The 26648-nt window shown below is 72.2% G+C and carries 23 protein-coding genes, 1 pseudogene and 1 riboswitch; of the genes and pseudogenes, 9 read left to right on the top strand and 15 right to left on the bottom strand.

Annotation, left to right across the window (positions count from 1 at the left end; translation table 11 throughout):
- Window positions 1-34: 34 nt before the first annotated feature.
- Entirely contained in the window at window positions 35-1885 is a 1851-nt protein-coding gene (locus ACZ5AJ_RS08515) for an ABC transporter ATP-binding protein (RefSeq protein WP_464132744.1), read from the bottom strand.
- Window positions 1882-3702 (bottom strand): ABC transporter transmembrane domain-containing protein, encoded by a 1821-nt coding sequence (locus ACZ5AJ_RS08510; RefSeq protein WP_464132740.1) that lies wholly within the window; start codon window positions 3700-3702, stop codon window positions 1882-1884. The genes ACZ5AJ_RS08515 and ACZ5AJ_RS08510 overlap by 4 nt, the downstream gene beginning before the upstream one ends.
- Before the next feature lie 110 nt (window positions 3703-3812).
- Here ACZ5AJ_RS08510 and ACZ5AJ_RS08505 point away from each other — a divergent pair, with 110 nt between their 5' ends.
- From ACZ5AJ_RS08505 to ACZ5AJ_RS08485, 5 genes are all read left to right on the top strand, one after another.
- Window positions 3813-4430: a mycothiol-dependent nitroreductase Rv2466c family protein gene (locus tag ACZ5AJ_RS08505; RefSeq protein ID WP_464132737.1), complete on the top strand. Its 618-nt coding sequence runs from the start codon at window positions 3813-3815 to the stop codon at window positions 4428-4430.
- 88 nt (window positions 4431-4518) lie between these two features.
- Entirely contained in the window at window positions 4519-4992 is a 474-nt protein-coding gene (locus tag ACZ5AJ_RS08500) for a ribose-5-phosphate isomerase (protein ID WP_464132733.1), read from the top strand.
- Complete coding sequence (locus ACZ5AJ_RS08495; RefSeq protein ID WP_464132726.1) at window positions 4992-6116, top strand: Fpg/Nei family DNA glycosylase; 1125 nt, start codon at window positions 4992-4994, stop codon at window positions 6114-6116. The genes ACZ5AJ_RS08500 and ACZ5AJ_RS08495 overlap by 1 nt, the downstream gene beginning before the upstream one ends.
- A gap of 32 nt (window positions 6117-6148) precedes the next feature.
- Window positions 6149-7219 (top strand): alpha/beta fold hydrolase, encoded by a 1071-nt coding sequence (locus ACZ5AJ_RS08490; RefSeq protein WP_464132723.1) that lies wholly within the window; start codon window positions 6149-6151, stop codon window positions 7217-7219.
- Between the two features lie 62 nt (window positions 7220-7281).
- The gene (locus ACZ5AJ_RS08485) at window positions 7282-7770 is read left to right on the top strand and encodes a GNAT family N-acetyltransferase (RefSeq protein ID WP_464132719.1); all 489 of its coding nucleotides are present in this window, start codon (window positions 7282-7284) and stop codon (window positions 7768-7770) included.
- Here the strand turns inward: ACZ5AJ_RS08485 and ACZ5AJ_RS08480 are convergent.
- From ACZ5AJ_RS08480 to ACZ5AJ_RS08455, 6 genes are all read right to left on the bottom strand, one after another.
- Window positions 7728-8255 carry an ankyrin repeat domain-containing protein gene (locus ACZ5AJ_RS08480; RefSeq protein WP_464132714.1) on the bottom strand — a complete coding sequence of 176 codons (528 nt, stop codon included), beginning with the start codon at window positions 8253-8255 and terminating at the stop codon, window positions 7728-7730. The genes ACZ5AJ_RS08485 and ACZ5AJ_RS08480 overlap by 43 nt on opposite strands.
- Before the next feature lie 23 nt (window positions 8256-8278).
- Window positions 8279-10510: an ATP-binding cassette domain-containing protein gene (locus tag ACZ5AJ_RS08475; protein ID WP_464132709.1), complete on the bottom strand. Its 2232-nt coding sequence runs from the start codon at window positions 10508-10510 to the stop codon at window positions 8279-8281.
- Window positions 10507-11187: an ECF transporter S component gene (locus ACZ5AJ_RS08470; RefSeq protein ID WP_464132705.1), complete on the bottom strand. Its 681-nt coding sequence runs from the start codon at window positions 11185-11187 to the stop codon at window positions 10507-10509. Before ACZ5AJ_RS08470 ends, ACZ5AJ_RS08475 begins: the two co-directional genes overlap by 4 nt.
- Before the next feature lie 99 nt (window positions 11188-11286).
- Window positions 11287-11394, bottom strand: a riboswitch (TPP riboswitch).
- Between the two features lie 39 nt (window positions 11395-11433).
- Window positions 11434-12009, bottom strand: coding sequence for a hypothetical protein (locus ACZ5AJ_RS08465; protein WP_464132703.1), 576 nt, complete (start codon window positions 12007-12009; stop codon window positions 11434-11436).
- A gap of 7 nt (window positions 12010-12016) precedes the next feature.
- Window positions 12017-14026, bottom strand: a complete 2010-nt coding sequence (locus ACZ5AJ_RS08460) for a M13 family metallopeptidase (RefSeq protein ID WP_464132699.1) — start codon at window positions 14024-14026, stop codon at window positions 12017-12019.
- Window positions 14027-14063: 37 nt separating this feature from the next.
- Window positions 14064-14858, bottom strand: a complete 795-nt coding sequence (locus ACZ5AJ_RS08455) for a hypothetical protein (RefSeq protein ID WP_464132695.1) — start codon at window positions 14856-14858, stop codon at window positions 14064-14066.
- 134 nt (window positions 14859-14992) lie between these two features.
- Here ACZ5AJ_RS08455 and ACZ5AJ_RS08450 point away from each other — a divergent pair, with 134 nt between their 5' ends.
- Both ACZ5AJ_RS08450 and ACZ5AJ_RS08445 read left to right on the top strand, forming a co-directional pair.
- The gene (locus ACZ5AJ_RS08450) at window positions 14993-16003 is read left to right on the top strand and encodes an ADP-ribosylglycohydrolase family protein (RefSeq protein WP_464132692.1); all 1011 of its coding nucleotides are present in this window, start codon (window positions 14993-14995) and stop codon (window positions 16001-16003) included.
- Between the two features lie 127 nt (window positions 16004-16130).
- On the top strand, window positions 16131-16835 hold the full coding sequence (locus ACZ5AJ_RS08445) for an endonuclease/exonuclease/phosphatase family protein (protein WP_464132689.1): 705 nt from the start codon (window positions 16131-16133) through the stop codon (window positions 16833-16835).
- Window positions 16836-16841: 6 nt separating this feature from the next.
- Here ACZ5AJ_RS08445 and ACZ5AJ_RS08440 read toward each other — a convergent pair whose 3' ends face one another.
- Window positions 16842-17699: a PIG-L family deacetylase gene (locus tag ACZ5AJ_RS08440; RefSeq protein WP_464132685.1), complete on the bottom strand. Its 858-nt coding sequence runs from the start codon at window positions 17697-17699 to the stop codon at window positions 16842-16844.
- A complete protein-coding gene (locus ACZ5AJ_RS08435) occupies window positions 17696-18949 on the bottom strand; it encodes a glycosyltransferase (protein WP_464132681.1) in 1254 nt (417 codons plus the stop codon). The genes ACZ5AJ_RS08440 and ACZ5AJ_RS08435 overlap by 4 nt, the downstream gene beginning before the upstream one ends.
- Window positions 18950-19077: 128 nt before the next feature.
- Between ACZ5AJ_RS08435 and ACZ5AJ_RS08430 the strand changes: the two genes are divergently transcribed.
- Window positions 19078-19677, top strand: a complete 600-nt coding sequence (locus ACZ5AJ_RS08430) for a class I SAM-dependent methyltransferase (RefSeq protein WP_464132677.1) — start codon at window positions 19078-19080, stop codon at window positions 19675-19677.
- 33 nt (window positions 19678-19710) lie between these two features.
- On the opposite strand, the gene ACZ5AJ_RS08425 is transcribed toward ACZ5AJ_RS08430, so the two are convergent.
- The 5 genes from ACZ5AJ_RS08425 to ACZ5AJ_RS08405 all read right to left on the bottom strand — a co-directional run bounded on the left by ACZ5AJ_RS08425 (window position 19711) and on the right by ACZ5AJ_RS08405 (window position 25346).
- Window positions 19711-20802, bottom strand: coding sequence for an FAD-dependent monooxygenase (locus ACZ5AJ_RS08425; protein WP_464132673.1), 1092 nt, complete (start codon window positions 20800-20802; stop codon window positions 19711-19713).
- A gap of 9 nt (window positions 20803-20811) precedes the next feature.
- A complete protein-coding gene (locus ACZ5AJ_RS08420; protein ID WP_464132670.1) occupies window positions 20812-21654 on the bottom strand; it encodes a spermidine synthase in 843 nt (280 codons plus the stop codon).
- Between the two features lie 62 nt (window positions 21655-21716).
- Window positions 21717-23513: a dihydroxy-acid dehydratase gene (gene ilvD / locus ACZ5AJ_RS08415; RefSeq protein WP_464132666.1), complete on the bottom strand. Its 1797-nt coding sequence runs from the start codon at window positions 23511-23513 to the stop codon at window positions 21717-21719.
- Window positions 23514-23553: 40 nt separating this feature from the next.
- Window positions 23554-24807: a multidrug effflux MFS transporter gene (locus ACZ5AJ_RS08410; protein ID WP_464132662.1), complete on the bottom strand. Its 1254-nt coding sequence runs from the start codon at window positions 24805-24807 to the stop codon at window positions 23554-23556.
- Between the two features lie 215 nt (window positions 24808-25022).
- On the bottom strand, window positions 25023-25346 hold the full coding sequence (locus ACZ5AJ_RS08405; RefSeq protein ID WP_464132660.1) for a winged helix-turn-helix transcriptional regulator: 324 nt from the start codon (window positions 25344-25346) through the stop codon (window positions 25023-25025).
- Between the two features lie 223 nt (window positions 25347-25569).
- Between ACZ5AJ_RS08405 and ACZ5AJ_RS08400 the strand changes: the two are divergent.
- A pseudogene (locus ACZ5AJ_RS08400) lies at window positions 25570-26331 on the top strand (NAD(P)H-dependent oxidoreductase).
- The last annotated feature ends 317 nt before the right edge of the window (window positions 26332-26648 follow it).

Below are 26648 nucleotides of genomic sequence, written 5' to 3'. Positions count from 1 at the left end.
CCCCGGCCATCCCGGCCCTGCATCCGGCCCGCGCTCAGGAGTCGCCGGCCCACGCCTCCCACAGCTCCGCATAGGTCCCGCCGAGGGCGACCAGCTGGCGATGCGTGCCCTGCTCGACGACCCGGCCGTCGGCCATCACCAGGATCCGGTCGGCATCCTTCGCCTGGGACAGGCGATGGGCGACGATCACGGTCGTGCGCCCCGCCGCCACTGCGAGCGCCGCGCGCTCGAGGACCCGAGCACCTGAGGATCCCTCGTCGGCCGTGGCCTCGTCGAGCACGAGGACTGCCGGATCCTGCAGGGCGACGCGTGCGAGCGCGAGCTGCTGGGACTGCTCGGCGGTCAGGCGCTCGCCCTTCTCGCCGACCTCGGTCTCGAGTCCGCGGGGGAGACGATCCGCCCAGGCATCGGCGTCGACCATCCGCAGGGCCGCCCGCAGCTGCTCGTCGGTCGCCGACGGCGCCGCGAGGCGCAGGTCCTCCGCCAGGGTCCCGCGGAAGACATGGACGTCCTGCGAGACGATGGTGGCGTGCTGGCGCACGGCCTCGAGATCGGCGCGCGCGAGATCCGCACCGCCGTGGCGGACCCTCCCATGGCGTGGGGCCAGCGTGCCCGCGATGATCGCCGCGAGGGTCGACTTCCCGGCGCCGGATGCGCCCACCAGGGCGATCGTCTCGCCGGCCGCGATCGACAGGTCGAGCGGGCGCAGCACGATCCTCTCGCGTCCCTCCGGGTCCTCGCCGTAGGCATGGGAGACCTGCGTCAGCTCGATCGAGGCGTCCGCCGGGACCTCCGGCCCCGGGGAGACCGCAGGATCGATCGACTCGACGACGCCCACCATGCGGGTCAGGCTCGCGGCGGCGGACTGCACGTCGTCGAGGCTGAAGATCAGGTTCATCATCGGCCACAGCAGGCTGATCAGGTACAGCGAGGCGGAGGTGACGGTGCCCGCGCCGTACCCGCCGACCTGCACCATGACGTAGCCGAGCACGATCACGAGGGCGATCGAGAGGTTCTCCGGCCACACGATGATCTTCACCAGACGCGTCACGAGCGTCATCACGCGCATGCCCAGGACCGCGGCGGTCTCTGAGAGCACGGCGACGTGACGGGTCTCGCGGCGCTCGATGCCGTAGGCGTGCACGGTGGGGATGCCGTGGATCGCCGAGAGCAGGCCCTGCGCCCTGGCCCCCATCGCCACCCTCTCGCGCCGGTAGATCGGGGCCGTCCGCCGCAGGTACCACACGGCGGCGATCGCATACATCGGGACCACGACGACCACCAGGATCAGCAGCCACGGCGAGAGGGTCGCCATCCCGACCAGGGTGACGGCGACGTAGAAGCCCATCTGGATGAGGTTCGGGACGACGTTGTTGACGGCGCGGGCGGTCACGTCGACGTCGTCGGCGACACGGGAGAGCGCATCGCCGATGCCGGTGATCTCCATCTGCTGGACCGGAAGGTCCAGGGCGCGGTCGATCACGTCCTCACGCATGCCGGCGAGGACCCGCTGGCCCAGGGCGCTGACGAGCGCCCAGCCCAGGGCGGACAGCGCGGCCTGCAGGACGCCCGCGAGCATGATCAGGGCGCCCTGGGTCCAGAGCTGCGAGGATCCGCCTCCGTCCTGGACGATGTCCACGGCTCCGCCGATCAGCCGCGGCATCCAGGCCGCGGCGATCGCACCGCCGGTGACCACCAGCAGCGTGGCCAGCGTCATCCACCGGTAGCGCAGCAGACGCCGCCCCAGGTGGCGCAGGGCGGTGCCGACGTCGGCGACCGGCAGGATCTGGGCATGCTCGTCGAGCTGGCGGCGCGCTGTGGCGTCGGAGGACAGCAGATCCTCCGTCGACCCGCTCCAGTCGATCGTGCTCGTGTCGGCGCTCATCGCTGCACCGCCTCCCGGTAGTCGTCGCGCGCCATCAGGGTCTGATGGTCGCCTCGCGCGGCAGGACGTCCGCCGCGCAGGAAGATCACCTCGTCGGCCTCCTTCAGGAGGGCCGGCGCCCGGGTGATCAGGAGGGTCGCGCGGTCCTCGGTGCGGCGTGCCGCGACCAGGGCCTCCGCGATGCGCTGCTCGGTGACCGCGTCGACCGCGGTGGTGGGGTCCTGCAGCACGAGCACAGGGGCGTCCGCTGCGACCGCGCGGGCGAGCGCGAGGCGCTGCCGCTGACCGCCGGACAGGTTCGCGCCGCGGTCCAGGATGCGGGTGTCGTAGCCCTCGGGGAGGATCCGCAGCAGATCCTCGGCGCCGGCGGCGCGCATCGCCGAGTCCGCCCAGCCGTCGCCCCCGCTGCCGTCCGCGGTGGCGGAGTCCGGTGCTCGGGTCGCCAGCTGCTCGCGCAGGGTCCCGTCGAAGAGGTCCACGACATGGGGCTCGACCAGGAGGTCGGCGCGCGTGTCGAAGCGCGTGGAGGACGTCACCTCCGTGCCGCCCAGCAGCACGCCCGTGCGCTCCGAGCCGCCGCTGAGCGCTTCGACCAGGGCGTCGGCGTCGTGCATGTCCGCGCAGGCGACCGCGATCACCGAGCCGTCCGGGACCGAGAGGTCCAGCCCTTCGAGGGTGCCGACGTCCACGCCCTGGAGGTGCAGCCCGCCGACGCCGGGCCGGCGCTCGCCGGGACGCGACTCCCCGCGCCGGTCGCGGGCGGTGGACAGGTGCTCGATGCTCAGCGCCGGCTCGTCGACGGTGCGGCCGAGGTCCGCGAGCAGGTCCCTCACCCGACGCGCGGAGGTCGACATGGACGCCCACCACACCGGGAGCCCGGACAGCCCCTGCAGCATGCCCATGTTCGAGCGGGCGACGCCCACCACGGCGATGAGGGTGCCGATGGTCATGTCCCCGGCGATGGTGCGCTGCGCGGCGATCATCACGACCGCGGCCATCATCGCTGCGGTGACCAGGGTGGTCAGGCCGCTGGAGACGCCCGAGAAGCGGGCGTTGACCAGCGCTGCGTCGAGGGCGATGCGCGAGCGTCGGCGGTACTGGGCGCGGGCCCGGGACTGCACGCCCAGGCCCTGGAGGACCCGCAGGCCGTGGACCAGATCGGTCGCCGTCGCCGCGGCGTCGGCTGCCCGGGACTGCTGGGCGTCGTAGCGGGCCGAGAGCACAGGGCTGATCACGCGGATGACCAGGACCATCACGACGATGCCGATGAGCGTCGCGAGACCGAGCCACGGATCGAGCACAGCCAGCCACACCCCGGCGCCCAGCACCACGGCGGAGGCGGGGAACGCCCACGGGAGCATGTCCATCACGTCCGAGGCCTTGTCCGCGTCCGAGGTGGCGATCGAGAGGACCTCGCCGGCAGGGCGCTCGATCGGACGGGAACGCGGGTCCAGCACGGCGCCGGTGACGGCCACGCGCAGGCGATGGCGCTCGTACATGCGGGCTCGCTGCGAGTCGGCGAACATCCCGGCCCAGGCCCAGGTGGACGCCAGCCGCGCGATGAAGATCGCAGCGGCGCCGAGGAGCGTGAAGAGCAGATCGCCCTGGACGATGCCGACGTCGATGATCACGCCCAGAGCGATCGGGATGAGCATGTCGACGCCCTCGACGATGAGGGAGCGGGCCATGATCCAGGGCAGGATCCGCCGGTGACCGCGCACGATGGAGCGCATGACCGAGGTCGGGCGCACGGTCGTGTCGGGGATCGGGGCCGGCGGGGGATCCTGGATCTCAGGGGCGGGGGCATTGCGGGGCACCAGAGGATCCAACCGCGTTCGCGCCCGACGCGCAACGTCTTTTCCCGTCACATGCGCCGGTGGGTGAGAGAATGGACGGCGTCCGCGTCCCGAGGGAAGGAATCCGCCTCATGGCCAGCAGCACCGCCGCCCCCGTCGAGCTGTTCTTCGACCCGATCTGCCCGTGGGCCTGGATGACCAGCCGATGGCTCCTGAACGCCGCCGAGGTGCGCGATGTCGAGGTGACCTTCTCGATCATGTCTCTCGCCGCCCTCAACGAGGGCCGCGACCTGGAGGAGGGGTACCGCCGCAGCATGGACGCGGCCTGGGGCCCCGCGCGCCTCGCCCTCGCCGTGGAGGAGGCCGCCGGCCAGGAGGGCCTGGCCGCCTACTACACGGGCTTCGGGACGGCCCACCACGTGGGCGGTTCCGAGGACCGTCGCGCATCGGCCGTCGCCGCGCTCGAGAGCGCGGGGCTGGACGCATCGCTGATCGACGCCTTCGACGACTCCGCGCGGGACGACGAGCTGCGCGCGCGGCAGAGGGCCGTCGTGGACCTGGTCGGCGACGAGGTCGGAACCCCCGTGATCTCCTTCGGCGAGGGCCGTGCGTACTTCGGTCCCGTCATCTCCCCGGCGCCCCGCGGTGATGAGGCCGGTGCTCTGCTCGACGGGCTCCTGGCCATGTCCCGCGTGGACGGGTTCTTCGAGCTCAAGCGCAGCCGCACCGTCGGCCCGATCTTCGACTGAACCCCCGTCCTCCGGCCGGGCTCCCTGCTCCCGGACGCCGCCCCGCGGGTCCGGTCCGACCTGCCATCTATCGAAAGGCACCTCTGACATGCATGTCCACATCGGCACCGACCACGCCGGCTTCGAGCTGAAGAACCGGCTGGTGGCGGCGCTGACCGCCAAGGGGCACGAGGTCACCGACCACGGCGCCCACGAGTACGACGCCGTCGACGACTATCCCCCCTTCTGCACCGCCGTCGGCGAGGCCGTGGTCGCACAGGCCGGATCCCTCGGCATCGTGATCGGAGGCTCCGGCAACGGAGAGCAGATCGCAGCGAACAAGGTGGAGGGCGTGCGGGCCGCGCTGGTGTGGAACGAGGACACCGCGCGCCTGGCCCGTCAGCACAACGACGCCAACGTGATCTCCGTGGGCGCCCGGCAGCACACGGAGGAGGAGCTCGAGAACCTCATCGACCTCTTCCTCGCCGAGCCGTTCAGCGGGGATGAGCGCCACCAGCGGCGCATCGACCTCGTCGCCCGCTATGAGAGGACCGGCGGGTACGACGCCCCCGCAGGCGCCTGATGCCTGAAGGGCACACCGTCCACCGGCTCGCAGCGGCGCTGCGGGCCGGTTTCGGCCATCAGAGGGTCCGCACATCCAGCCCTCAGGGACGCTTCGCCGAGGCGGCGGACCTCGACGGCTGGGTGCTGGCGGATGCGGAGGCCGTGGGCAAGCATCTGTTCCTCGCCTTCGTGCCCGACGACTCCGTCGAGCCGGGCGCCCCGGTCACCCGCTATGTCCGGGTGCATCTCGGTCTGTACGGCTCCTGGACCTTCGCGGGAGACGAGGGGTTCTCGAGCGCCCATGCGATCGGAGCACCGCGGGTGCGCGTCGGAGAGCAGGAGCAGGAGCTGCGCGGGGACCCTGGGGCCGACGGCGCCGTCGGCCCTGGCACGGCGGAGCAATGGCGCACCATCATGCCTCGGCCCACCACCCGGCTGCGGATCGTCGGCCCGCACGGCCTCGCGGACCTCACCGGACCGACCGCCTGCGAGGTCGTGGATGCCGCCGGTCGGCAGGCGGTGATCGACAGGCTCGGCCCGGATCCGCTGCGCGCCGATGCCGATCCGGGGCGATTCGTCGATCGTGTGCTCGGATCGCGCACCGCGATCGGCGTCCTGCTGATGAACCAGGACGTGATTGCGGGCATCGGCAACATCTATCGCGCCGAGGTGCTGTTCCGAGCCCGTCTGGATCCGTCCGTCCCCGGCAGGGACCTCACCCGCGGGATGGTCGAGGGCCTCTGGGAGGACCTGGTGCCGCTGATGGAGTACGGCGCGCGCACCGGGCGGATCGTCACGACCCAGCCCGAGCACCGCGACATCGAGGCGCGCATCGTCGAGCGCTCCCGCGGGACCAGGCAGAACGGCGATGAGGATCCGGACGTGGTCCCGCGCGAGAAGTCGTTCTACGTCTACCACCGTCAGACGCTGCCCTGCCGCCTGTGCGGCACCGCGATCCGGAGCGCGGACATGGCCGCTCGCACCGTCTTCTGGTGCCCCCGCTGCCAGGGCGTCCGCTCCCGCAGGGCGCGGTGGACCCGGGAGAACCCTGCCGCGCCGTGGGCGCTCGCAGGCGCTGGGCGGACGGATGCTGGGCCGACGGACGCCGGACCGATCGCCCCGGCCCCGGTCACGGCAGGATGACCGCACGGACGGACCCGAGGAGCACGCATCCGATGCCGACCGCCAGCGCTCCTCCCACCGGCTCCGAGCCCGATCTCGACGCCGGGCAGGCTCTCGCTCCTGAACCCGCTCAACTGCTCGGCACGGGCAGGCTCTCCGTCTCCGACGGCCACGAGATCGCCTTCGAGGTCTCCGGGGCTGCCGACGGCATCCCGGCGCTCTACCTGCATGGGGGACCCGGCGGGAGGATCGGTCCCGGATATCGGCGCAATGCGCCGTCGGCCCGGACCCGACTGGTGGGGATCCACCAGCGGGGAGCCGGGGACTCGACCCCGTCCGCCGGGGTGCCCGGACCCGTGGACCTCTCCTCGATCACGACGGCCCGCCTGGTCGCCGACATCGAGGCGCTGCGCCAGCACCTGGACATCGAGGACTGGATCGTGCAGGGGGTCTCCTGGGGCTCGACGCTCGCGATCGCCTATGCGCAGGCGCACCCCGAGAGGGTGCGGGCGATGATGCTGATGGCCGTGACCACCACCTCCCGGCGCGAGGTGGACTGGATCACGGAGGGGATCGGCGCAGTCTTCCCTGAGGCATGGGATCGTCTCGCGGGCTTCGCCGAGCAGCACGGGGGGTTCGATCGCGATGATCGGACGGAGGGGCGGCTGAGGCTGGTCGAGGCATACCGCAGGATGCTCCTGGGGGATGATCCGATGCTCGTCGACCGAGCGGCGGCCCAGTGGTGCGCCTGGGAGAGCGAGCACGTGCGCATCGGCGCCGGCGGGAGCGGGATCGCGCCGGTTCCGGAGCAGGTGGGGGAGCAGCAGCGCCGCTTCGCGAGGCTCGTCGCGCACTTCTGGGCCGCCGACGGGTTCGTCGCGGACTGGGCGGAGCGCTGGGGCGCCGCACCCGGCAGCGGCCTCCTCGGCGGTATGCACCGCATCGCCGGCATTCCCGCGGTGCTGATCCACGGCCGGCGTGATGTGTCGGGCCCGGTCGTGACCGCCTGGGAGCTGCATCGGCACTGGTCCGCGAGCGAGCTCATCGTCGTCGAGGACGAGGGTCACGGCGGCCCCGCCATGGTCGCGGCCTGGCGCACCGCGATGGATCGCTTCACCTCCTGAGCACGTCACCGGAGCGGGGTCCTGGGAATGCTGGATGACCTGCGCAGGCGTACGGTGTGCGCATGCAAGACCCTGTGATCCGCCGTGCGCATGTGCGCGACATCCCCTCCACCACCCTGTATCTGCTGGCGAAGCTGCGCCTGGACGTGTTCACCATCGAGCAGCGGGCCACCGACCCGGACCTCGACGGCCGTGATCTCGAGGACGGCACCGTGCTGCTGTGGATCGAGGCCGACGGAGTCCCTGCGGCCCACATCCGAGTCCTGCGCGAGCCCGACGGAGCGATGCGCATCGGCCGCCTCGCCGTCGCGTCCGAGCATCGGCGCGACGGCTTCGGCGGGCGCATCATGCGTGCGGCACTGGACGTCACCGCCGAGATCGACGCGGAGGCGGAGGTCCGCATCGACGCGCAGGCCCACCTGGAGACCTGGTACCGGGGCATGGGGTACGAGACCGTCGGTCCGCTGTTCATGGAGGCGGGGATCGAGCACGTTCCGATGGTGCTCCGTCACCCGAAGAGCGCCGAGAGCTCCTCGCGGCCGAAGAACTGAGCGGACTCGCGGGCGCTGGGGGTGCCCGCATCCGGGTCCGCTCCCGCCTCCACGAGAGTCTCCACCACGTCGGTGAAGCCCTTGAAGACCGCGCCCGCCAGCGGGGACTGTCCGCGGTCGTTGGCGAGGTCCACGTCGGCGCCGCGGGAGGCGAGGGCGCGCACGAGATCTGCATGGCCGTGGTAGGCGGCGAGCATGAGCATGGTGTTGCCCGCCGCGTCGCGCAGGTTCAGCGGAGCGCCCTGGTCGAGGACCGGCACCAGGCGCTCGGTGTCGCCCTGGCGGGCCAGGTCCATGAGCGTGGTCGCCAGCGCGATCAGCTCCTCCTCCTGGGCGGAGAGGCCTCCCTCCGGCCCGGCTCCGGCTGTGCTCGCCGGGGCTCCGGCGCCGTTGGGTGCGCCATCCGGTGCTCGATCCTGCGCGCCGTCCGTCGTGGTGTCCTGCGAGGGATCCTCCTCGCGGGGGGGTGCGGTGTCGTCGTCCATGCGCATCAGGGTACGACGCGCGCTCACGGCCATCCCGCGAGCAGCTGGGCGAGCGTCGGCCACACCAGCAGCAGCGCGGCGATGCCGGCTCCGGCGAGGTCGGCTCGACGCAGGGGGCTCGGGAGCGCCCAGGTGCGACGTGCGGCCGTGGCGAACCCGCGCGAGTCCATCGCCAGGGCCTGCTGCTCCGCGCTGCGGAGAGCGTCGACCAGCAGAGCGAGGGTGGCCCCGGCGAGCAGACGCGGCGATCGCGGGGAGCCCAGGCCGCGCAGGGTCCGTGCGGTGACGATCGTGTCCCACTGGCGACCGAGATGCGATGCCCGCACGAGGGCGCTGACCCCGGCGGCGACGGGCCGCGCCGGCCACCGCAGGCGGCCTCCGAGCGCATCTCCGAGCGCGGTGACGTCGATGCTGCCGAGCGCGAGCACTCCGGGCGCGACGAAGGCGCTGATCCGAGCGGCCTCCTTGAGGCCCAGCAGCCAGGCGTCCGCGGAGAGTGCGGGCGCGTCGCCGAGGAGCGCAGTGGTCCAGGCGAGGCTGGCGGCGGACAGCGCGATGGGTGCCATCCGCACTGCCGCTCCCCGCAGGCTGCGGATCGCGAGCGGCGCGAGCAGCACCGTGGGGAGCAGCGCCAGCAGGCCTCCCTGCCAGGTCTGGACTCCGAAGGATCCGATCGCGGCGAGGATGCCGATCAGGCACAGGACGAGCGGGTTCAGCGCGTCAGCGGGGATCCGCGGCCGACGGATCACGGGGAGGACGCGTCGGTCCGGTCCCGGGGCGCCCGTGGCCCCCGGGGCCCCGTCGGCCGCGGCTGCGGCCACCGGGCCGGGCAGATCCAGGCGGGCATCCGCTGCAGCCGCCAGATGGTCATCGTGGGTCGCGGCGAGGATCGCACCGCCGTTCGCAGCAGCCTCCTCCAGGAGCGCCAGCACGGCGCTCCGGCGCTCGGGGTCCAGCCCGACCGTCGGCTCGTCGAGGACCAGGAGGCGCGGCTTCTGCGCGAGGGCTGCGACGATCGCCAGCCGACGCTGCTCGCCGCCGGACAGGGTGTAGGGGTTCGCCTCTGCGAGCTGGTCGAGGCCCGCGGCGGACAGCAGGCGGTCGACGAGGTCGGAGTCATCCGCCCAGGGAGAGGCCTGCGCCTCGTCGCGCACGGTGGCGGCGACGAAGGAGTGCTCGGGGTTCTGCGGGACCCAGGCGAGATCACGCCCGGACGGAGGGTCGACGCGGCCTCCGGCCGGGGCGTCCAGGCCGAGGAGAACCCGCAGCAGACTCGTCTTGCCGCTGCCGCTGGGGCCGCAGAGAACGGTCAGCGTCCCCGCGCGCAGCGTCAGATCGATGCCGCGGGCGAGCACACCGGACGTGCCGTCGCGGCGGGCGATCGCGGTGTCGGTGAGCGAGGCCACGACGTCTCCCCGAGCCCGAGCAGCCTGGTCGCCGGGCGGAGGCTGCTCGCCGCCGCCCGCGATGGGCCCCGGCCCTGCGACAGGCCTCGCGAGCGATCCCGACCCCGCCGCGGACCCCGCCATGGTTCCCGTCATGGATCCCGTCAGGGATCCCGCGACGGGCGGCTGCACGAGTCGCGGATGCGCCTCGAGGACCTCGTCGGGGGGACCGTCGGCCAGGATGCGGGCTCCGTCGCCGAGGACGATGAGACGCTCGACGTGCTCGGCCCACGGCACGACATCGTGGTCGGCGACGACGAGCGTCGCGTCGCCGATCACGTCCAGGATCGCCCGTCGGACGGTGCCCGCCGTCCTGCCATCCAGCATGGACGTCGGCTCGTCCAGCAGCAGCGCCCCCGGGCCGAGGGCGAGAGCCCCGGCCAATGCGATCCTCTGCTGCTGGCCCCCGGAGGCTTCCCACGGCGGACGGGTGGAGTCCACGTCGACGCCGGCCGCGTCGAGGGACTCTCGGACCCGATCGGCGATCTCGGCGCGGTCGAGCGCCGCGTTCTCCGGCCCGAACGCCGCCTCGCGGCCGACGGTCGCAGCGATCAGAGCGTTCGTCGGGTTCTGCAGCAGCAGACCGCGCTCCCCGGGGCGCGCGGCCCCGGGGGCCTCGCCCCGGAGCTCCCCGGCCTCGGGATCGAGCAGACCCGCGAGCGCCCGCAGAACAGTCGACTTGCCGCTGCCGCTGGCTCCGGTCAGGAGCACCCGCTGACCGCGGGGGATCTCCAGGGTGAGGTCGTGGACCGTCGGGTCCAGGCGCGACTGCGGGCGCCAGCTGAGCCCACGCAGCTCGAGAGAGGTCATCCGGAGATGGCCCCGGACCCTGCCCGCGGGGTGCCGGAGGCGCCGGAAGCATCCTCGGCAGAGCTCTCCCGTGTGCCCTCACCTGCGGCTCGACGTGCGACGAGGCGCATCTCGGCGTGCTCGCGTCCCGCGGGCAGCGCGTCCAGCGCACCGGTCTCCGCCAGTGCGCGCACGACCGCCCAGCCCAGCGCACCGCAGGCGAGCGCGCCGGAGACCAGGGCGAAGCCCAGCAGGACGATGGCGAACGGCCAGCTCATCTCCGGGTAGTAGGCGAAGCGCTCATAGACCCATTCCAGGGCTGCGGCGATCACGCCGCCGAGGATCGCCACCGGGAGCGTGAATCGGCGGTAGCGGAAGGCCAGGAAGGCGATCTCGACGCCTCCGCCCTGCAGGACCCCGGAGACGACGGTGCCCCAGCCCCACTGGCCGCCCAGGAGCATCTCGAGGCTGGCAGCGATGAGCTCGGCGAGGAGCGCGGCGCCGGGCTTGCGCACGACGAGAGCCGCGATCATCGCGGGCAGGAACCAGATGCCCATCAGGAGCCCCTCGGCGGGCCGGAACAGGGCGGTGAGCGGGCCGATGAGGCTGTACAGCGCCCCATATCCCAGGAACGCGACGCCGAAGGCGGCGCCGATCGCGACGGTGACCAGCAGATCCACGGTGCGGAAACGCGTCATCTCATACTCCTTCCACGAGCGGAAGGGGCGCAGGCGCATCGCAGCGGCGGACGATCGTGCGCCGTGCGTCGCGCGCCGACGGCGTGCGACGGGGATGCTCCCGCGGAAATCCCGACTCCCTACGCCGGTGTGACCCGGATCAGGTTCGAGGGTCTGCGCACTGCTGCGCACTCTCAGCACCCGGATGGTGCTCCCCTGTCAGTTGGATGACCGTCCGCGAGCATACCGCAGCCCGGGCTCGTGCGCTCAGCGGCGTGCGCGGATCGCCTGGTCGACGGCCTCGGCGGTCGCGACCGGGTCATCGGGGGAGAAGAGGAAGTGGGGTCCCTCGCGGCTGATGATCTCGACCATGGTCCCGGGGCGCGTGACCAGCAGCCGATAGGTCTCCTGGGCCTCGCCGGTGGTGAAGATGCGCCGTCCGCCGACGGGCCTGAGCTCCTCAGGCGTCGAGGACATCGCCCGCCCTCGACGCCACCCGTAGCCGCCCACGGTCACCCCCACGCTGGAACCGGGGACCTCGCGCAGCTGGACGGTGCGGAACTGCTCGAGCGGCCACGGACGCCGCGGAAGGAACCCGCCGAGGCTGACGGTCACCCCGTGCTCGTCGACGATGAAGCGGGTGCGCTGGTTCATCCACGTCCACAGCGCGATCAGGACGAACACGCCCATCGCCGCGACCAGCAGCAGCGGCGAGTCGAGCGTCGGCCGCTGGGCGAGCACCGCGGTGGCGACGACGCCCGCCAGGAGCGTCAGTCCGATGCGGGTCCAGCCGACGGCCGTGGGCCGAGTGGTCCCGACGTAGAAGGGGGCCTCCGGTCTCATCGGCGGGTCACCAGATGCGGACGCGGTCCTCGAGGGCGCGGTGCATGGCATCGCCCTCGCGCACTCCGAAGGCCTCGTGGAACTCGTCGATGTGCCCCGCGGTGATGTTGCATCGGAACTCGGCGGGGGAGTGGGGGTCGGTGGCCAGCAGCTGGACGGCGGCCTGCGGGCGGTTCTTCGCGCGCCACACCGTCGCCCAGGAGAGGAAGACCCGCTGCAGGCCGGTGAAGCCGTCGACCTCCTCGGCCGCCGACTCGCCGGCGGTGGCCAGGTACGCCTTCACGGCGATCGAGAGGCCGCCGAGGTCGCCGATGTTCTCGCCGATGGTCAGGGCGCCGTTGACGCGATGCTCGTCGCCGAGGTCGCGGGGGCTGAGCTCGGAGTACTGGGCGATGAGGGACGCGGTGCGCTCGTCGAAGGCCGCCCGATCCTCCTCGGTCCACCAGGAGACCATGTTCCCGTCGCCGTCGTACTTCGAACCCTGGTCGTCGAACCCGTGCCCGATCTCGTGCCCGATCACGGCGCCGATGCCTCCGAAGTTCACGGCGTCGTCGGCGTCCGCGTCGAAGAACGGCGGCTGCAGGATCGCGGCGGGGAAGACGATCTCATTGGCGCCGGGGTTGTAGTAGGCGTTGACCGTCTGCGGGGTCATGTGCCACTCGTGGGGGTCGATCGGCCCGCCGACCTTGGCGAAGTCGAAGGCGGCGTCGGCCCGGCGCGCCTCGCGCACGGAGGCGACCAGATCGCCGGGGACCACCTCGAGGTCCTCGTAGGTCCGCCACTCCGAGGGGTAGCCGATCTTCGGCGTGAACTTCGCGAGCTTCTCGAGGGCCTTCTCCCGGGTCGCCGGGGTCATCCACTCGAGCTGCGAGATCGAGGAGCGATAGGCGTCGACGAGGGCGTCGACGAGGACGACCATGCGCTCCTTGTGGGATGCGGGGAAGTGCCGGGTCACGTACTCGCGACCGATCGCGAAGCCGAGCGCGCCCTCGACCACGCCGACCCCGCGCTTCCAGCGCTCCCGCAGCTCCTCGGCTCCCGACAGGACCGTCCCGTGGAAGGCGAAGTCCTCGTCGACCAGGGCCGAGTCCAGATACGGGGCGTAGGAGGAGACGGTGTGCAGGGCAAGCCAGCTGCGCAGCACCGCGAGGTCCTCGCCGGCGAGCAGCTCGGCGGCCGCCGAGACGTACTCCGGCTGACCGATCGAGACCACCTCGAGAGCGGCCGACGGCGCCTCGGTGCCCTCGAAGAAGGCGTCCCAGGGGAAGGCGGGCGCGAGCTCACGGCGCGCCTCGGCGTCCATCGGGTTGTAGGACCTCTCGCGGTCGCGCAGGCGCACCACGTCCACGTGGCAGTCCGCCAGCCGGATCTCGAAGTCCATGACCGCCCGGGCCAGAGCCGCCGCATCGCCCGCGACGAGGCCCTCGCGGCCGGCGAGGCCGACGAGCTCGGCGAGGTTCGTCAGATGGTCGACGTACGCCTCTCGGATCTCTGCATAGGAGTCCTCGCGGTAGTAGGACTCGTCCGGCAGACCGAGACCGGCCTGGTGGATCTTGACCTGGTAGCGGGTCGAGTCGCGGTCATCGGTCCATACGTACGCGGCGAGCGGTCCGGTGCCTGCGGCCGCCGACCCGGTCAGCCGCACGAGCTGATCCAGGGAGTCGACGGCGAGGATCTCCGTCAGCAGCGGCTCGAGGGGCGCGGTGCCGGCGGCCTCGATCGCCTCGGTGTCCATGAACGTCCGGTACAGGGCGCCGACCTTCTCGAGGTCGCTCGCGGGAGCCGCGTCCTCGGGCAGTGCCGCGGCGGCCTCCTCGACGATCGCCCGCACGTTCTCCTCGGACAGATCGCGCAGGCGACGGAACTCGCCGTCGCTCGCACGGTCCGCGGGGATCACGTGCTCGGCCAGCCAGCGGCCGTTGACATGGCCGAAAAGGTCGTCCTGGATCCGGATGGACTCGTCGACGGCGGAGAGATCCAGGCCGGAGGGGCGAGGGCGAGCGGGCGAGAGCGTCATCGGAATCTCCTGGTGAGTGCGTGCGGGGGACGTCTGGTCAGACGGCGGTCATGCCGAGGAGGGCCAGGGCGAGCGTGATCACGCCGATGGCCAGCGGTGCGTAGGCCCACGGCGAGCGGGCGCGCTCGGCGGGCGCGCGGCGCTGCAGGACAAGGGTGGACAGGCCCGAGCCGATCGAGAGCACGATGGTGCCGATGAGGAGGATGGGGGAGAGGAGCACCAGGACGGTCGCACCGATCTGGAAGCATGCCGTCCCGATCACGTCGAGAAGCCGCATGCGCGCCGTCGAGCGGGCGTCGACCTTCTGGTCGAGCAGGGTCGCGATCGCGTCCGCGGACCATTGCGAGGGACGGGCGATGCGGCGGCGGGTGGAGATGGTCTGCGCCGTGGCGAGCAGCAGCCACACCAGCGCGGTTCCCGCTCCGATCCAGACACCGAGTTCACCGCGCAGGTCGTCCGGCCACAGGAGAAGAGCGATCAGGGCTGCCGCCAGGCGCAGCACCTCCTCGACGACGCTGCGCACGGCGAGCATGCCCGGGTTCACCGCCAGCTGCTTGCGAGTGCGGCTGACGAACTGGCTCGTGAGGACCAGCACGATGAGCTGGGCCAGGCCCAGCCCCAGGCCGAGGGAGATCACGACGGGGCTCGACGGGGCCGCCGGCAGCACCGCGATCATCATGATCACGGCTGCGGCGGGGATCAGCAGCGCGAGGACCGAGAGGCTGCGGACGAGGTCCTGGACGAGGTCCGCCCCTGTCGGCGGATGGTCGTGCCCGGTGTGGTCGTGCGGATCGCTGCAGCACTGCTCCGCAGCGTTCGGGGTCTCGGTCATGCGGCTCCTTCTGGTCTCCCCCAGCCTACCGGGATCCGAGCGCCCGAGGCTGGGGGCGGCACGTGTGGAGGACCGGGTCAGCCAGGGTGTGGAAACATGGGCCCGTGAGGACGGACGGCACGGGAGAGGCAGAGATGGCGCTGACGGAGGTGCAGGCCGAGCGGGCGCTCGGCGCCGTGGTGGCGGCCGCGACGGGGGACGCTCTCGGCGCCCCGTACGAGTTCCAGGCCCCGGTCGCCGACTCCGACGACGTCGCGATGGTCGGCGGCGGCGTGCTCGACTGGCAGCCCGGCGAATGGACCGACGACACCTCGATGGCGATCGTCGTGCTGGAGGCCGCCGCGAGCGCCCCGGGGGTGCATGACCTGCGGGTCGAGTCCGCACAGGACCAGATCTCGCGCGAGTGGTACTCGTGGTCCCTGGGCACCCCGGACATCGGCACCCTCACCTCGACGGTGGTCCGGCGAGCCGCCGATCGGGCTCGTTCCGCCGGCCATTACGCCCCCCGTGCAGAGGACTTCCGAGAAGCTGCTCGGAGCGCCCATGAGGAGCTGCCGAGGATCGCGGGGAACGGATCGCTGATGCGCACCCATGCGGCGGTGCTGCCCTACCTGCTGGCGTCCGACGATGACGCCGCCGCGGGCATCGATGCCGTGTGCAGGCTCACGCATGTCCATCCCGATGTCACAGAGGCGTGCATGCTGTGGGGCTTCGCGGTCCGTGCCGCGATCCTCACAGGAGACATCGACGTGCGGGTCGGGCTCTCCCGTCTCGAGGAGGATCGGCGCCAGCTGTGGCTGGGCAGGATCGAGGAGGCCGAGCGCTCGGTGCCCTCGTCGTTCCGGCGCAACGGCTGGGTCGTGGGAGCCTTCCAGGCCGCCTGGTCGGCGATCTCCGGCGCCCTGCCGCTCCCCGAGGGGAGGTTCGAGCGGCGCGAGTCCCTGGTGGCGGTGCTGGAGTCCGCCACCCGTGCGGGCTATGACACCGACACCGTCGCCTGCATCGCCGGCGCCCTGATCGGCGCGGGGCTGGGGGTCAAGGCGGTGCCGCCGGAATGGCGGCGCATGCTGTTCGGCTGGCCCGGCTATGAGGTCGACGAGCTGATCGGGCTGACCGAGCGCGTGATCACCGTCGCGCAGTGCTGAGACCCGTTCGGCGCCGAGGACGCGGGCCGGTGCCCGCTCCTGGACCGCCGACGTCCCGTTCGGTGATGCAGGCGATGCAGATGCAGTCTGCGGTGCAGGTGGATCAGGTGGAGTCGGAGGAGTCGCAATGACCGATCTGCGCATTTGCGCATGGAACCTGTGGGAGCTGCGCGGGGATCTGCGCGCCATGATCGACGCGATCGAGGACCTCGCGCCGGATGTGCTGCTCGTGCAGGAGGCCCCGCGCTTCGTCCTCCCCTCGGCTCGCCTGGACTGGCTCGCCCGACAGGTCGGCCGGCAGGTGCTGGTCGGCGGGCTCGGCGGTCGGGGGCTCGCTGTGCTCGGCTCCGACGACATGGCGGCGCGGGTGATCCGGCGCGGCCTGCATCCCGTCCCGCAGGCGGTCACGGACCTGAACTCGACCTATCCTCGCGGCGTGGCCGCCGTGCGGCTCTCCCTCCCAGGCGGTGGCGAGGTCGTCGTCTCCTCCATCCACTTCGCCCTGCAGGAGGAGAACCGCCTCGTCCATGCGGAGCACGTCGCCGCTCTCGTGCGGGGCGCCGGGGCACCGGTCATCATCGGCGGGGATCTCAACGAGACGGCCGACGGAGCCGCCCGCCGCTCCCTCGCCCCGCTGCTCCGGGATCCTGCTGACGACGACGAGCTGACCTTCCCCGCGCAGCGCCCTCAGCGCCGGATCGATGCGATCCTCACCACCGAGGGGGTGGCCGTCCGCGCCGCCCATGCGGTCACGGAGACCCGCCGCGTCCCGGCCGATCGCCTCGCGGGTGCCTCCGATCATCTGCCGACGCTGCTCGACGTCAGTCTCTGAGGCTGGTCACCCTCTGAGACGCAGCCCGCTGCGCAGCGGGACGGTGTCGTCCTGTCCGCCGACATGACGGATCGCGATGCCCTCCTGCGGCCGTGCGTCGGTCTCGCGGACGGTCAGCTGCGTGCGGTAGCCCCGCAGAGCCTCCCGCACGGCGTCGGCGGCGTCGGGGAGGTCGCGCCAGGAGAAGCCCCGGGCGTCGGCGTGCCCTTCGGCGTCCCGGTGCCCGGTGACCTGGCCGTCCGCGGTGTCGGAGCTCGAGATCTCTATCATCGGGACCCCCATGCGCTCGCAAGCTCGAGCGGTGACGTGATGGGCGCGCACGTGATCGGGATGGCCGTAGGTGCCCTCGTCGTCGTACCCGAGGACGACGTCGGCCCGCACCTCTCCGATCAGCGCGGACAGATCGGCGACCGCGTCCTCCAGCGGACGACGGGTGAAGCTGTCCTCGCCCGCGCTCTCGGAGGGGCCGGCGAGGCCCTCGCGGATCCACCGCATGCCGGAGTCCCGGTAACGGCGCTCGCCGGCGCCCTCGGCGAGCGCGGGGGCCGTGCCGAGCATGAAGCGCTCGGCGATGCCGAGGACTCCTGCGGCGCGGTCGATCTCCGCAGCGCGGATCACGTCGAGGGGTCGCGCGTCCGCAGGATCCACGGTGCCGGGGACGATCTCGCCCTCCTCGCCGCGGGTCGCGGTCACCAGCAGCAGACGGGTCCCCGACGAGGCGAGAGTGCGCAGCAGCGCACCGGTGGCCAGCGTCTCGTCATCGGGATGGGCATGCACGGCCAGCACGGTGGGGGCGTCCTCCAGCAGCTCCCAGGGGCTCTTCGGTGCAGGGGTCTTCGCCGGGGGCATCTGACCAGCGATCATCGCAGCACCCTCGCGTAGAGCGCCGCGAGGGCAGCGGCCGAGACCTCCCAGGTGCGCGAGAGCGCGAACTCCCGGGCGGAGGCTCCAGCGGTCCGCATGCGCCGGTCGTCGCCGAGGAGAGCCTGCACGGCCTCGGCCCATACATCGGGGTCTCGGCTCGAGAGGACCAGACCGTGCTCGGGATCCACGGCCTCCTGCACTCCTCCGGCGCACCTCCAGGCGACCACGGGAGTCCCGCTGGCCTGCGCCTCCAGAGCGACCAGGCCGAACGTCTCCGACCAGCTGGTCAGCAGCAGCACCGAGGCCTCCCGCATGGCGCGGGAGAGGGCGGCACGGTGCAGGGATCCGGGCATGCTCACCCGGTCGGCGATCCCGAGCTCCTCCGCCCTCGCCGCGAGCTGCGCCCCGTAGTCGGAGAAGTCCTGGGACGGTCCGCCGGCCAGGACGAGTCGCGCACCGAGCGCAGGATCGAGATGGGCGAGGACCTCGAGGGCGAGGTCCGGCGCCTTCAGCGGCTGCAGGCGCGCGGTGAACAGGAGGGTCGGGGCCGCGGAGCGCTCCGGCCCCGGCTCCGGATCCGGGCGGTCCTCCGTGGAGGCAGCCGACGGACGTGAGGAACGGTGAGCGGGTCGGAAGGCGTCGACGTCGACTCCGGGGCGGACGATCGCCAGGCGCTCGCCGGGGACGCCGTACCGCTCTCCGACGGTCCGGGCCTCCGCCTCGGAGACGGCGACGACGAGGTCCGACCCCTCGGCGACGGTCCGCTCTCCGGGGATCCGGCCGGAGGACTCCGCGGGCTCGCCGGCCTCCAGCCCGCCCGCGCCCTCGGGTGCGGCGACGGAGTGGAAGGACTGCAGGTGCGGCAGGCCGAGCTCGCGGGCGACGGGCAGCGCCGCCACGCCGCTGAACCAGTGATGGGAGTGGACGAGGTCCGCGCCGAGGCCCGGCAGCAGCGCCGCGAGACCCGCCCGGAACGGGACGATCGCCTGCTCCATGTCGCTCTTGGCGAGCGGCGCCGCGGGGCCCGCATCGAGATGGTGCAGGCGCACGCCGTCGGCGACCTCGACCGTATCGGGCGCTTCGGGATCCGCACGGCGGGTGATCAGATCGACGTGATGGCCCGCGCGCGCGAGGGCGAGCGCCTGCTCGTGCACCACCACGTTCATCCCGCCGGCATCGGCGCCTCCGGGCTCCTCGAGCGGGGAGGTGTGCAGGCAGATCGCGGCGATCCGCAGGGAGGTGTCAGGCATGCCAGCCATCCTAGGCGGGGCGTCGCGGAGCGACGTGGGACCCCACTATGTTCGCCCGTGACGAAAACCGACGCGTCCTGGGTCACGGGAAGTTGAATCCGGAACCGTACTCAGACAGCCTGAGAGGCATGGACACGGCTGAGAAGGTGGACTGGGCGGCGCTGAACACGTCAGCGGCGGGTCGACCTGCCCGACGCCTGGTCGCCCGAGCCATCGCCGCCGCCGGCGGCGACCGCAGCGCCGGCACGGTTCTCGAGCTCGGAGCGGGCTCCGGAGCGGACTCGCTGCAGTTCGCGCGCCGCGGCTGGACCGTTCACGCCTACGACGCCGACGACACCCTCGCCGCGCGCCTGGTCGAGAACGAGCGCATGACAGGCGCCGTGCACTTCCACCACACCGACATCGCGGAGGTCGAGGAGTTCCCGGCCGCGAAGATCGTCTACTCCACGTACACGCTCGGTCTGCTGGGACCCGAAGGTCTGGCCTCGACATGGCCGAAGCTCGTCGACGCGCTGCCGCGCGGCGGCGTGATGGCGGTGGACGTCTTCGGCACCAACGACACCTGGGCGGAGAGGCCCGATGTCGCGACCCTCGAAGCGTCCGAGATCGATGCGATGTTCCGCGGGTTCCAGGTGATCGACCGCTCGGTCCGTGATGAGGACGGCCGCTTCCTGGCCGACAAGAAGCACTGGCACGTCATCACGACCCTCGCCCGCAAGATCGCCTGAGCTCCCCACCGCCTGAGGGCTCGCGCCGGGACCTCAGCGGCGGGTGACCGCTCCGAGCGTGCCGAGCACCGCGTCGCGGGCAGGGGCGGTGCGGCGCGCCGACGCCAGCCGCATCATCGCCGACGACCCTATCCTCCACGCCTGCCCGGGCACGGTGCGGCGCCGTCGATAGCGGCGCAGGGCGACCTCCGCATCGGCCGACGTCGGATCCTGCTCAGCCCCGACATCGGGTACGGCCCGGGACCCGGGCCGACGGAGCACCCGGGCGAGGGCCATCGCGTCCTCCAGCGCCGTGTTCGCCCCGTGTCCCAGGTTGGGCGCCATCGCGTGGGCCGCGTCCCCGATCAGCACCGTGCGACCGCGGACCGGGATCACCGGGGGCGCTGTGAGGATCCCGTGCACCAGGGTCGTCTCCGCAGTCGCGGCCTCGAGCACCGCGTCGATCGGGGCGAGACGCCCTCCGATGAGCGCCCGCAGATGGGCGAGGTCCTCGTCCGTCGAACCGGTGCGGTGCTCCGGACAGCTCGCGAACCAGTTCGTACGGCCCCCGGGGAGGGGCGTGATCCCGAACAGCCAGCCGGGACCCCAGATCTCGGCGATCTCCGGCGGTGCGATGTCCGCTGTGCCGCGCAGCACCGTCACCGCGTGGGAGCGGGCCGAGCGGTCGCCGGGCCAGAGGGTGCGCCGGAGCGGGGAGTGCACGCCGTCGGCTCCCACCAGGACGTGCGTGTCCTCCTGCAGACGTCGCAGCGCGGCAGGATCCTCGATGCGGCCCGTGCGGCGGACGACGGTCGCGGGCAGCGAGTCCCGGACGATCCGCACCAGGTCGGTGCGTGGGACCAGCAGCGTGTCGCCGGCGGGGATCCGGGCCAGGACCCTTCCGTCGGCGTTCATCAGTCGGCCCTCGCGCGGGGCCGCGCAGTGATCACGGATCTCCTCGAGGACCCCGAGGCGATCGAGCGCTTCGCGCCCCGATCCGAACAGGACCAGCGCGGTGCCGACGGGCGGAAGGGCGAACGCCTCGTCGATGAGCTCGACCTCGTGCCCGTCGCGGGCGAGGGCGCCGGCCGCGGCAAGCCCGGCGACCCCGGCACCGAGGATCCGCGTGCGCAGGCGCGGGATCATCGGCGATCCCTAAGCCGTCCGGTCGGCGGATCGCAGCCGGGAGTCCGCGAAGGCGACGGACTCCTGCGGATCGAGGACCGCTGCGGGGTGCGGCCCGGCGGCGAGCCAGGCCGCACGCATCTCCTCGATGCGCGGCGAGGCGAGGGCGGGACCGGCCGCGAGGACCATGTTGCCGTCGGAGGGGCGGGTCAGCAGCGTCGCGTCGGTGAGCGTCCAGGTGCCCGCGTGGCCCAGCTGTGCGCTCGCGGTGTCGAGCGCACGGATCTGGCGGGCGACGAAGCGCTGGCCGGCGTCGTCGCCGACGTTCACCAGCAGCAGACCGTCCTCGGCGACATGCCCGAGGGCCTCGCGGAAGAACTCCGAGCCGGTGAGATGCTTCGGGGACGCCTCCCCGGAGTACACGTCCAGGACCACCGCATCGAAGTGCTCCTCGATCCTCCTGGCGAGGCGCTCGCGGGCGTCGCCGATCTCGACCTCGAGCCGGGTCCCCTGCGGAAGGGGGAGCGCATCGATCACGAATGTCGGCAGCTCGCTCTCGATCTCCACCGCGATCTGCGCGGAGCCGGGGCGGGTCGCCTGCACGTAGCGGGCGAGCGTCAGCGCCCCGCCGCCCAGGTGGATCACGGAGATCGGTCGGCCGGGTGGCCAGCAGGCATCGAGCATCCGCGCCATGCGTGCCAGGTACTCGTGGGTCAGTCGAGTCGGATCAGCCAGGTCGACATGCGACTGCTCGAGCCCTCCGAGCTCGAGCGCCCATCCGCCGCGCACCGGGTCCGGGACGATCTCGGCGATCCTGTCGGACAGGCGCAGGCGGACGCTGCGACGGGGCCCTGGGGCGCGGGGGACGGACATGGTCGGAGCCTACCGGGGACGCCTCCGGCGGTCGCCCTTCCCGTACGGTCTGCTCGGCCCGCTCAATCGCCGAGGATCGCGCCTCGCGATGCGGACTGCACGAGCTTCACGTACTTCCCCAGGACGCCCTTGGTGAACTTCGGGGGGAGCGGCTTCCAGCCCTCCAGCCGGGAGGCGATCTCGGTCGCGTCGACCAGCACATCCAGACGTCCGTCCGCGACGTCGAGGCGGATGCGATCGCCGTCGCGGACGACGGCGATCGGGCCTCCGTCGACGGCCTCGGGTGCGATGTGCCCGACGCACAGGCCCGTGGTTCCGCCGGAGAAGCGGCCGTCGGTCAACAGCAGCACGTCCTTGCCCAGGCCGGCGCCCTTGATGGCACCCGTGATCGCGAGCATCTCGCGCATCCCTGGTCCGCCCTTGGGGCCCTCGTAGCGGATGACGACGACGTCGCCGTGGTCGATCGTGCCGTCGGCGAGGGCGTCCAGCGCCTGCTGCTCGCGCTCGAAGACCCTTGCCGTGCCTTCGAAGACGTCCTCCTCGAAGCCGGCGGACTTCACGACCGCGCCCTCTGGGGCGAGGGTCCCGTGCAGGATCGTGATGCCGCCGGTCGGGGCGATCGGGGCGGAGGCGGGGCGCAGGACGGTGCCGTCGGCGGGACGGGGCGCGAGCGCCTCGAGGTTCTCTGCGATGGTGCGCCCGGTGACGGTCAGGCATCCGCCGTCCAGGAGACCCTCGTCGAGGAGGGTCTTCATGACCACCTGGATGCCGCCGACGTGGTCGACATCGTTCATGACGTAGCGCCCGTAGGGCTTGAGGTCCGCCAGGTGCGGAACCTTCGCACCGATCCTCGCGAAGTCCTCGAGGGTGAGATCGACGTCGGCCTCGTGGGCGATCGCGAGCAGATGCAGCACCGCGTTGGTCGACCCACCGAAGGCCTGCACCACCGCGATCGCGTTCTCGAAGGCCGGCTTGGTCATGATGTCGCGGCTCGTGATGCCGTCGCGCAGGAGCCCGACGACAGCCTCGCCGGCGCGGCGGGCATCGGCGTCGCGACGGCGATCGGCCGACGGCGGGGTCGCCGAGCCCGGGATCGACATGCCGATGGCCTCGGCGACCGTGGCCATCGTGTTGGCGGTGTAGAAGCCGCCGCAGGCTCCCTCGCCGGGGCAGATGGAGCGCTCGATCCGGCCGACGTCCTCGCGGCTCATCAGCCCGCGCGCACAGGCGCCCACCGCCTCGAAGCCGTCGATGATGGTGACGTCCTTCTGGGTGCCGTCGGAGAGCGCGGCGCGGCCCGGCATGATCGTGCCGGCGTAGACGAACACGCTCGCCAGGTCGAGACGTGCGGCGGCCATGAGCATCCCGGGCAGGGACTTGTCGCAGCCGGCGAGCAGCACCGATCCGTCCAGCCGCTCCGCCAGCATGACCGTCTCGACGCTGTCGGCGATGAGGTCTCGGGAGACCAGGGAGTAGTGCATGCCGTCATGCCCCATGGAGATCCCGTCGGACACCGAGATGGTCCCGAACTGCAGCGGGTATCCGCCGCCGGCGTGGACGCCGTCCTTGGCCGCCTTCGCCAGGCGGTCCAGGGACAGGTTGCACGGGGTGATCTCGTTCCAGGAGCTGGCGATGCCGATCTGGGGCTTGTCCCAGTCCTCGTCGCCCATGCCGACCGCTCGCAGCATGCCCCGGGAGGCGGTCGCCGCCAGGCCGTCGGTCACCTGCCGGCTGCGGGGCTTGACGTCCGGGACCGGACGCGGCGGCGCCGTCCCGTGCGGCGCGTCACCGCCCCGCGCCGTCCCGGCGCTCGTGGTGGTGCTGTCTCCGCTGAAGGTGCTGTCTCCGTTGACGCCCATGGGACGAGCGTATGCCCGCGGGTGCCGATGCGCACCCGCGTCAGCGCTCCGGGCCGCCCTGAGATGGGGCGACCGTCGGCGCCCTCCTGCCGAGGAGCATCAGGACCAGGCCGAGCGCGGCGAAGGCCGACAGCAGCAGGGCCCAGGGAAGCGCTCCTGCCGCGGCCACCACGCCGGCCACCGCAGTGGCGACGGCTCCCAGCAGGAACTGTGCGGAGCCGAGCAGGGCCGCCGCCTGACCGGAGCCCGTCTCCGAGGCTGTCATGGCCTGACCCATCAGAGCCGGCTCGCACATCCCGAGGCCGAGGACGAGCACGAAGATGCTGCCCAGGAAGACGGGGAAAGGGGCTGTGGCCAGGGCCAGCACGACGCTCCCGAGCGCTCCCGCGGAGGTGATGACGTCCCCGACGAGAGCGAGCGAGGCGGAGCGGAAGCGTGTGGAGAGCCTGTTCACCGCGAGGGTCGCGACCATCATCGCCACACCGGTCGCTCCGAAGGCCAGTCCGAAGGCGCTCACGCTGAGCCCGAACGTCCCCTGGTAGACGTAGGAGGCGCCTCCGATGTAGGCGAACAGCAGCCCGAACATGGCGATCAGCGCGGCCGCGGGGACCGCGAACCCCCGGGTGCGAGCCAGGTCCCGGCGGACGGTGAAGACGGTGCCGAGCCGCAGGGGTGCTCGATGCTCCGGGGCGAGCGTCTCCGGGAGGGCCAGCAGGACCACGGCGATGAGGAGCGTGCCGAGGACCGCGAGGATCCAGAAGACGGCTCTCCATCCGACGGCGGTGTCGACGAAGCCGCCGATCGTCGGGGCGATCACCGGGGCGATGCCGACGACGCCCATCATCAGGGCGTAGAGCCGGGTCGCGCCGTCACCGGAGGAGAGGTCCCGCACCGAGCTGTTGGCGACCACCACGGCCAGGGAGCCGCCGACGCCCTGGATGATGCGCGCGGCCAGCAGCACTCCGATGCTGGGTGAGAGGGCTGCGAGGACCGAGCCGGCGATGAAGATCATGAGCCCGAGGATCAGCGGGCGCCGGCGACCGACGGCGTCCGAGAGGGGACCGGCGACCAGCTGGCCGATCCCGAGCATCAGGAGGAAAGAGGTCAGGGTCAGCTGGGAGATCCCGACCGGTGCGCTGAAGACCTCGCTGATCTCGGGGAGCGAGGGCAGGTACATGTCGATGGCCAGCGGCGGGAGAGCGACCGCGCCGATGAGGGCGAGCATGATCGGTGCGGTGGGGCGGGCTGCGCCTATCGCGCCGGCGCGGGCTGTGGTCGTGGTGCTCGTGGTCATGATCGGACTCTCTCGAGGGCGCCCCGTGGCGGGGAGTTCCGGAGACGGGGTGCTGGACCCGTGGCTCCGGGATGAACCCACGTCAAACATGGACGACTGTCCCAGATAGGAGGCGGGGTGTGATCGGTCACGTGATCCCGGGCCTGCCTGCGTGCCGCGGGCGCGGCGTGGAGCGCAGGCTCTATCGCTGGTATGCGCCTATCGCTGGTATGCGCCTATCGCTGGTATGCGGCGCCCCTGGCGTCCAGCTGCTCGACGATCGGTGCCAACGAGGCGCCGAGCGGCGTCAGCGAGTACTCGACCTTCGGAGGCACCTGAGCGTGCACCTCGCGGTGGATGATGCCGTCCTCGTCGAGCTCGCGCAGCTGGTGGGTGAGCGAGCGCGGGGGAGCGGAGGGCAGTGCTCGGCACAGCTCGCCGTATCGGTACGGCTGCTCGAGCAGGTGCTTCACGACGGTCAGCTTCCAGGCCCCGTCGAGCACGGCGGTCGCCACCTCCACCGGGCAGACCCTGATCGCCGATTCGACGGGCTTTCGCATTCCGGTCGCCTCCAAGTCCTGCGTGTCGGCCCTGATGGCCAGAAATGTCCCTGCTGCCGTATCCGGCCGAGACCTGTGACGCTGGGGCCATGGATGAACAGAAGGACGTGCTCTGGCTCAGCGCTCACCCGGAGCCCCGCTCCCTCAACGATTCCCTCCGCCGTGGGGGCGTCGTGCATCTCGGATCGGGGGCCTGCAGGTCGTGGAGTCCGACCTCTTTGCGATGGGGTGGGACCCGGTGGTGCACGGAGAAGGTCTGGTCGAGGACGGGCGGCGCTTCGACCCGACCGGTGATCCACGGCGCGTCTATGTCGAGGGCTCTCTGCCCGACGACGTCCGACGGGAGCAGGAGAAGCTGGCCTCCGCCGACGCCGTGGTGGTGCAGTTCCCGCTGTGGTGGTAGGGCGTTCCGGCGATCCTCAAGGGGTGGTTCGACCGGGTGCTGGTCAGCGGCTTCGCGTTCGGCACGGATCCGCGCGCAGGGCAGCGGCTGCGGTTCGAGAACGGCCCCTTCCGGGGCAAGCGCGTCCTGGTCCTCACCACCCTGGGTGACCGCCCGCAGGCGATCGGACCGCGGGGCAAGAACGGGGAGCTGTGCGAGCTGCTCTTCGGCCTCCTGCACAGGACCTTCGCCTATACCGGCATGGACGTGCTGCCGCCGATGGCGGTCCCCAGCGCCGACTGCATCGATGACGAGTCCTACGCGCGGGCGACCGATGCGCTGCGCGACCGGCTGGACCACCTCTTCGAGACCCCACCGCTCCGCTATCGAGCGCAGTTCCAGGGTGATTGCACGGAGGAATGGGAGCTCGTCCCTGAGGTCCGGCCGGGGGAGACGGGGCTGTCCGTGCACATGGTCGACCATCACGAGTCGCGCTGCTGGAGCCTGTCGTCAGGGTGTGTCCGGGGCCAGGCGGAGACGCGGAGGCCGGGTGGTCGCCGCCATCCGCGTGAGGGTCTGTCGGCGATGGCGGCACGTGGCTGATCCGTCGTCTCCTGGTGGCAGGTCGGCCGAGGGGTCGAAGGCCCTGTCGCTGCGCCGCCGCCGGATGATGACGGCTGCCGACGCGCCGAGATCCCCCTCCGTGTGAGTCGCGCCACTCCTGCGGGGTTCGGGAATGATGTGACCCTCGCACAGGTTGAGTCGGATGTACTCAAGTTCGATGCGTCGCGGGTTGACAAGCGGCGACCGACGGATCTCTACTTGAGCCGTTGTCACTCAGACCTGCCGCCGGTCCAGGCGGCCGGCGGAGCCGGACGGCGACCCCCGGGCGACCGGGAGCGGCCGACGGCGATGCACGA

It is taken from the genome of Brachybacterium zhongshanense (assembly GCF_055385755.1).
The sequence above is the reverse complement of the archived record's forward strand: the minus strand, read 5'-3'. Positions and strand labels throughout refer to the sequence as shown.

Coding starts and splice junctions, on each gene's coding strand:
- ACZ5AJ_RS08425 (WP_464132673.1), bottom strand. CDS start 20,802: ATGATCCCGCGCCTGCGCACGCGGATCCTCGGTGCCGGGGTCGCCGGG.
- ACZ5AJ_RS08445 (WP_464132689.1), top strand. CDS start 16,131: ATGACCGATCTGCGCATTTGCGCATGGAACCTGTGGGAGCTGCGCGGG.
- ACZ5AJ_RS08495 (WP_464132726.1), top strand. CDS start 4,992: ATGCCTGAAGGGCACACCGTCCACCGGCTCGCAGCGGCGCTGCGGGCC.
- ACZ5AJ_RS08505 (WP_464132737.1), top strand. CDS start 3,813: ATGGCCAGCAGCACCGCCGCCCCCGTCGAGCTGTTCTTCGACCCGATC.
- ACZ5AJ_RS08465 (WP_464132703.1), bottom strand. CDS start 12,009: ATGAGACCGGAGGCCCCCTTCTACGTCGGGACCACTCGGCCCACGGCC.
- ACZ5AJ_RS08480 (WP_464132714.1), bottom strand. CDS start 8,255: ATGGACGACGACACCGCACCCCCCCGCGAGGAGGATCCCTCGCAGGAC.
- ACZ5AJ_RS08420 (WP_464132670.1), bottom strand. CDS start 21,654: ATGTCCGTCCCCCGCGCCCCAGGGCCCCGTCGCAGCGTCCGCCTGCGC.
- ACZ5AJ_RS08405 (WP_464132660.1), bottom strand. CDS start 25,346: ATGCGAAAGCCCGTCGAATCGGCGATCAGGGTCTGCCCGGTGGAGGTG.
- ilvD (WP_464132666.1), bottom strand. CDS start 23,513: ATGGGCGTCAACGGAGACAGCACCTTCAGCGGAGACAGCACCACCACG.
- ACZ5AJ_RS08490 (WP_464132723.1), top strand. CDS start 6,149: ATGCCGACCGCCAGCGCTCCTCCCACCGGCTCCGAGCCCGATCTCGAC.
- ACZ5AJ_RS08435 (WP_464132681.1), bottom strand. CDS start 18,949: ATGCCTGACACCTCCCTGCGGATCGCCGCGATCTGCCTGCACACCTCC.
- ACZ5AJ_RS08430 (WP_464132677.1), top strand. CDS start 19,078: ATGGACACGGCTGAGAAGGTGGACTGGGCGGCGCTGAACACGTCAGCG.
- ACZ5AJ_RS08455 (WP_464132695.1), bottom strand. CDS start 14,858: ATGACCGAGACCCCGAACGCTGCGGAGCAGTGCTGCAGCGATCCGCAC.
- ACZ5AJ_RS08440 (WP_464132685.1), bottom strand. CDS start 17,699: ATGATCGCTGGTCAGATGCCCCCGGCGAAGACCCCTGCACCGAAGAGC.
- ACZ5AJ_RS08515 (WP_464132744.1), bottom strand. CDS start 1,885: ATGAGCGCCGACACGAGCACGATCGACTGGAGCGGGTCGACGGAGGAT.
- ACZ5AJ_RS08470 (WP_464132705.1), bottom strand. CDS start 11,187: ATGACGCGTTTCCGCACCGTGGATCTGCTGGTCACCGTCGCGATCGGC.
- ACZ5AJ_RS08450 (WP_464132692.1), top strand. CDS start 14,993: ATGGCGCTGACGGAGGTGCAGGCCGAGCGGGCGCTCGGCGCCGTGGTG.
- ACZ5AJ_RS08500 (WP_464132733.1), top strand. CDS start 4,519: ATGCATGTCCACATCGGCACCGACCACGCCGGCTTCGAGCTGAAGAAC.
- ACZ5AJ_RS08410 (WP_464132662.1), bottom strand. CDS start 24,807: ATGACCACGAGCACCACGACCACAGCCCGCGCCGGCGCGATAGGCGCA.
- ACZ5AJ_RS08475 (WP_464132709.1), bottom strand. CDS start 10,510: ATGACCTCTCTCGAGCTGCGTGGGCTCAGCTGGCGCCCGCAGTCGCGC.
- ACZ5AJ_RS08485 (WP_464132719.1), top strand. CDS start 7,282: ATGCAAGACCCTGTGATCCGCCGTGCGCATGTGCGCGACATCCCCTCC.
- ACZ5AJ_RS08460 (WP_464132699.1), bottom strand. CDS start 14,026: ATGACGCTCTCGCCCGCTCGCCCTCGCCCCTCCGGCCTGGATCTCTCC.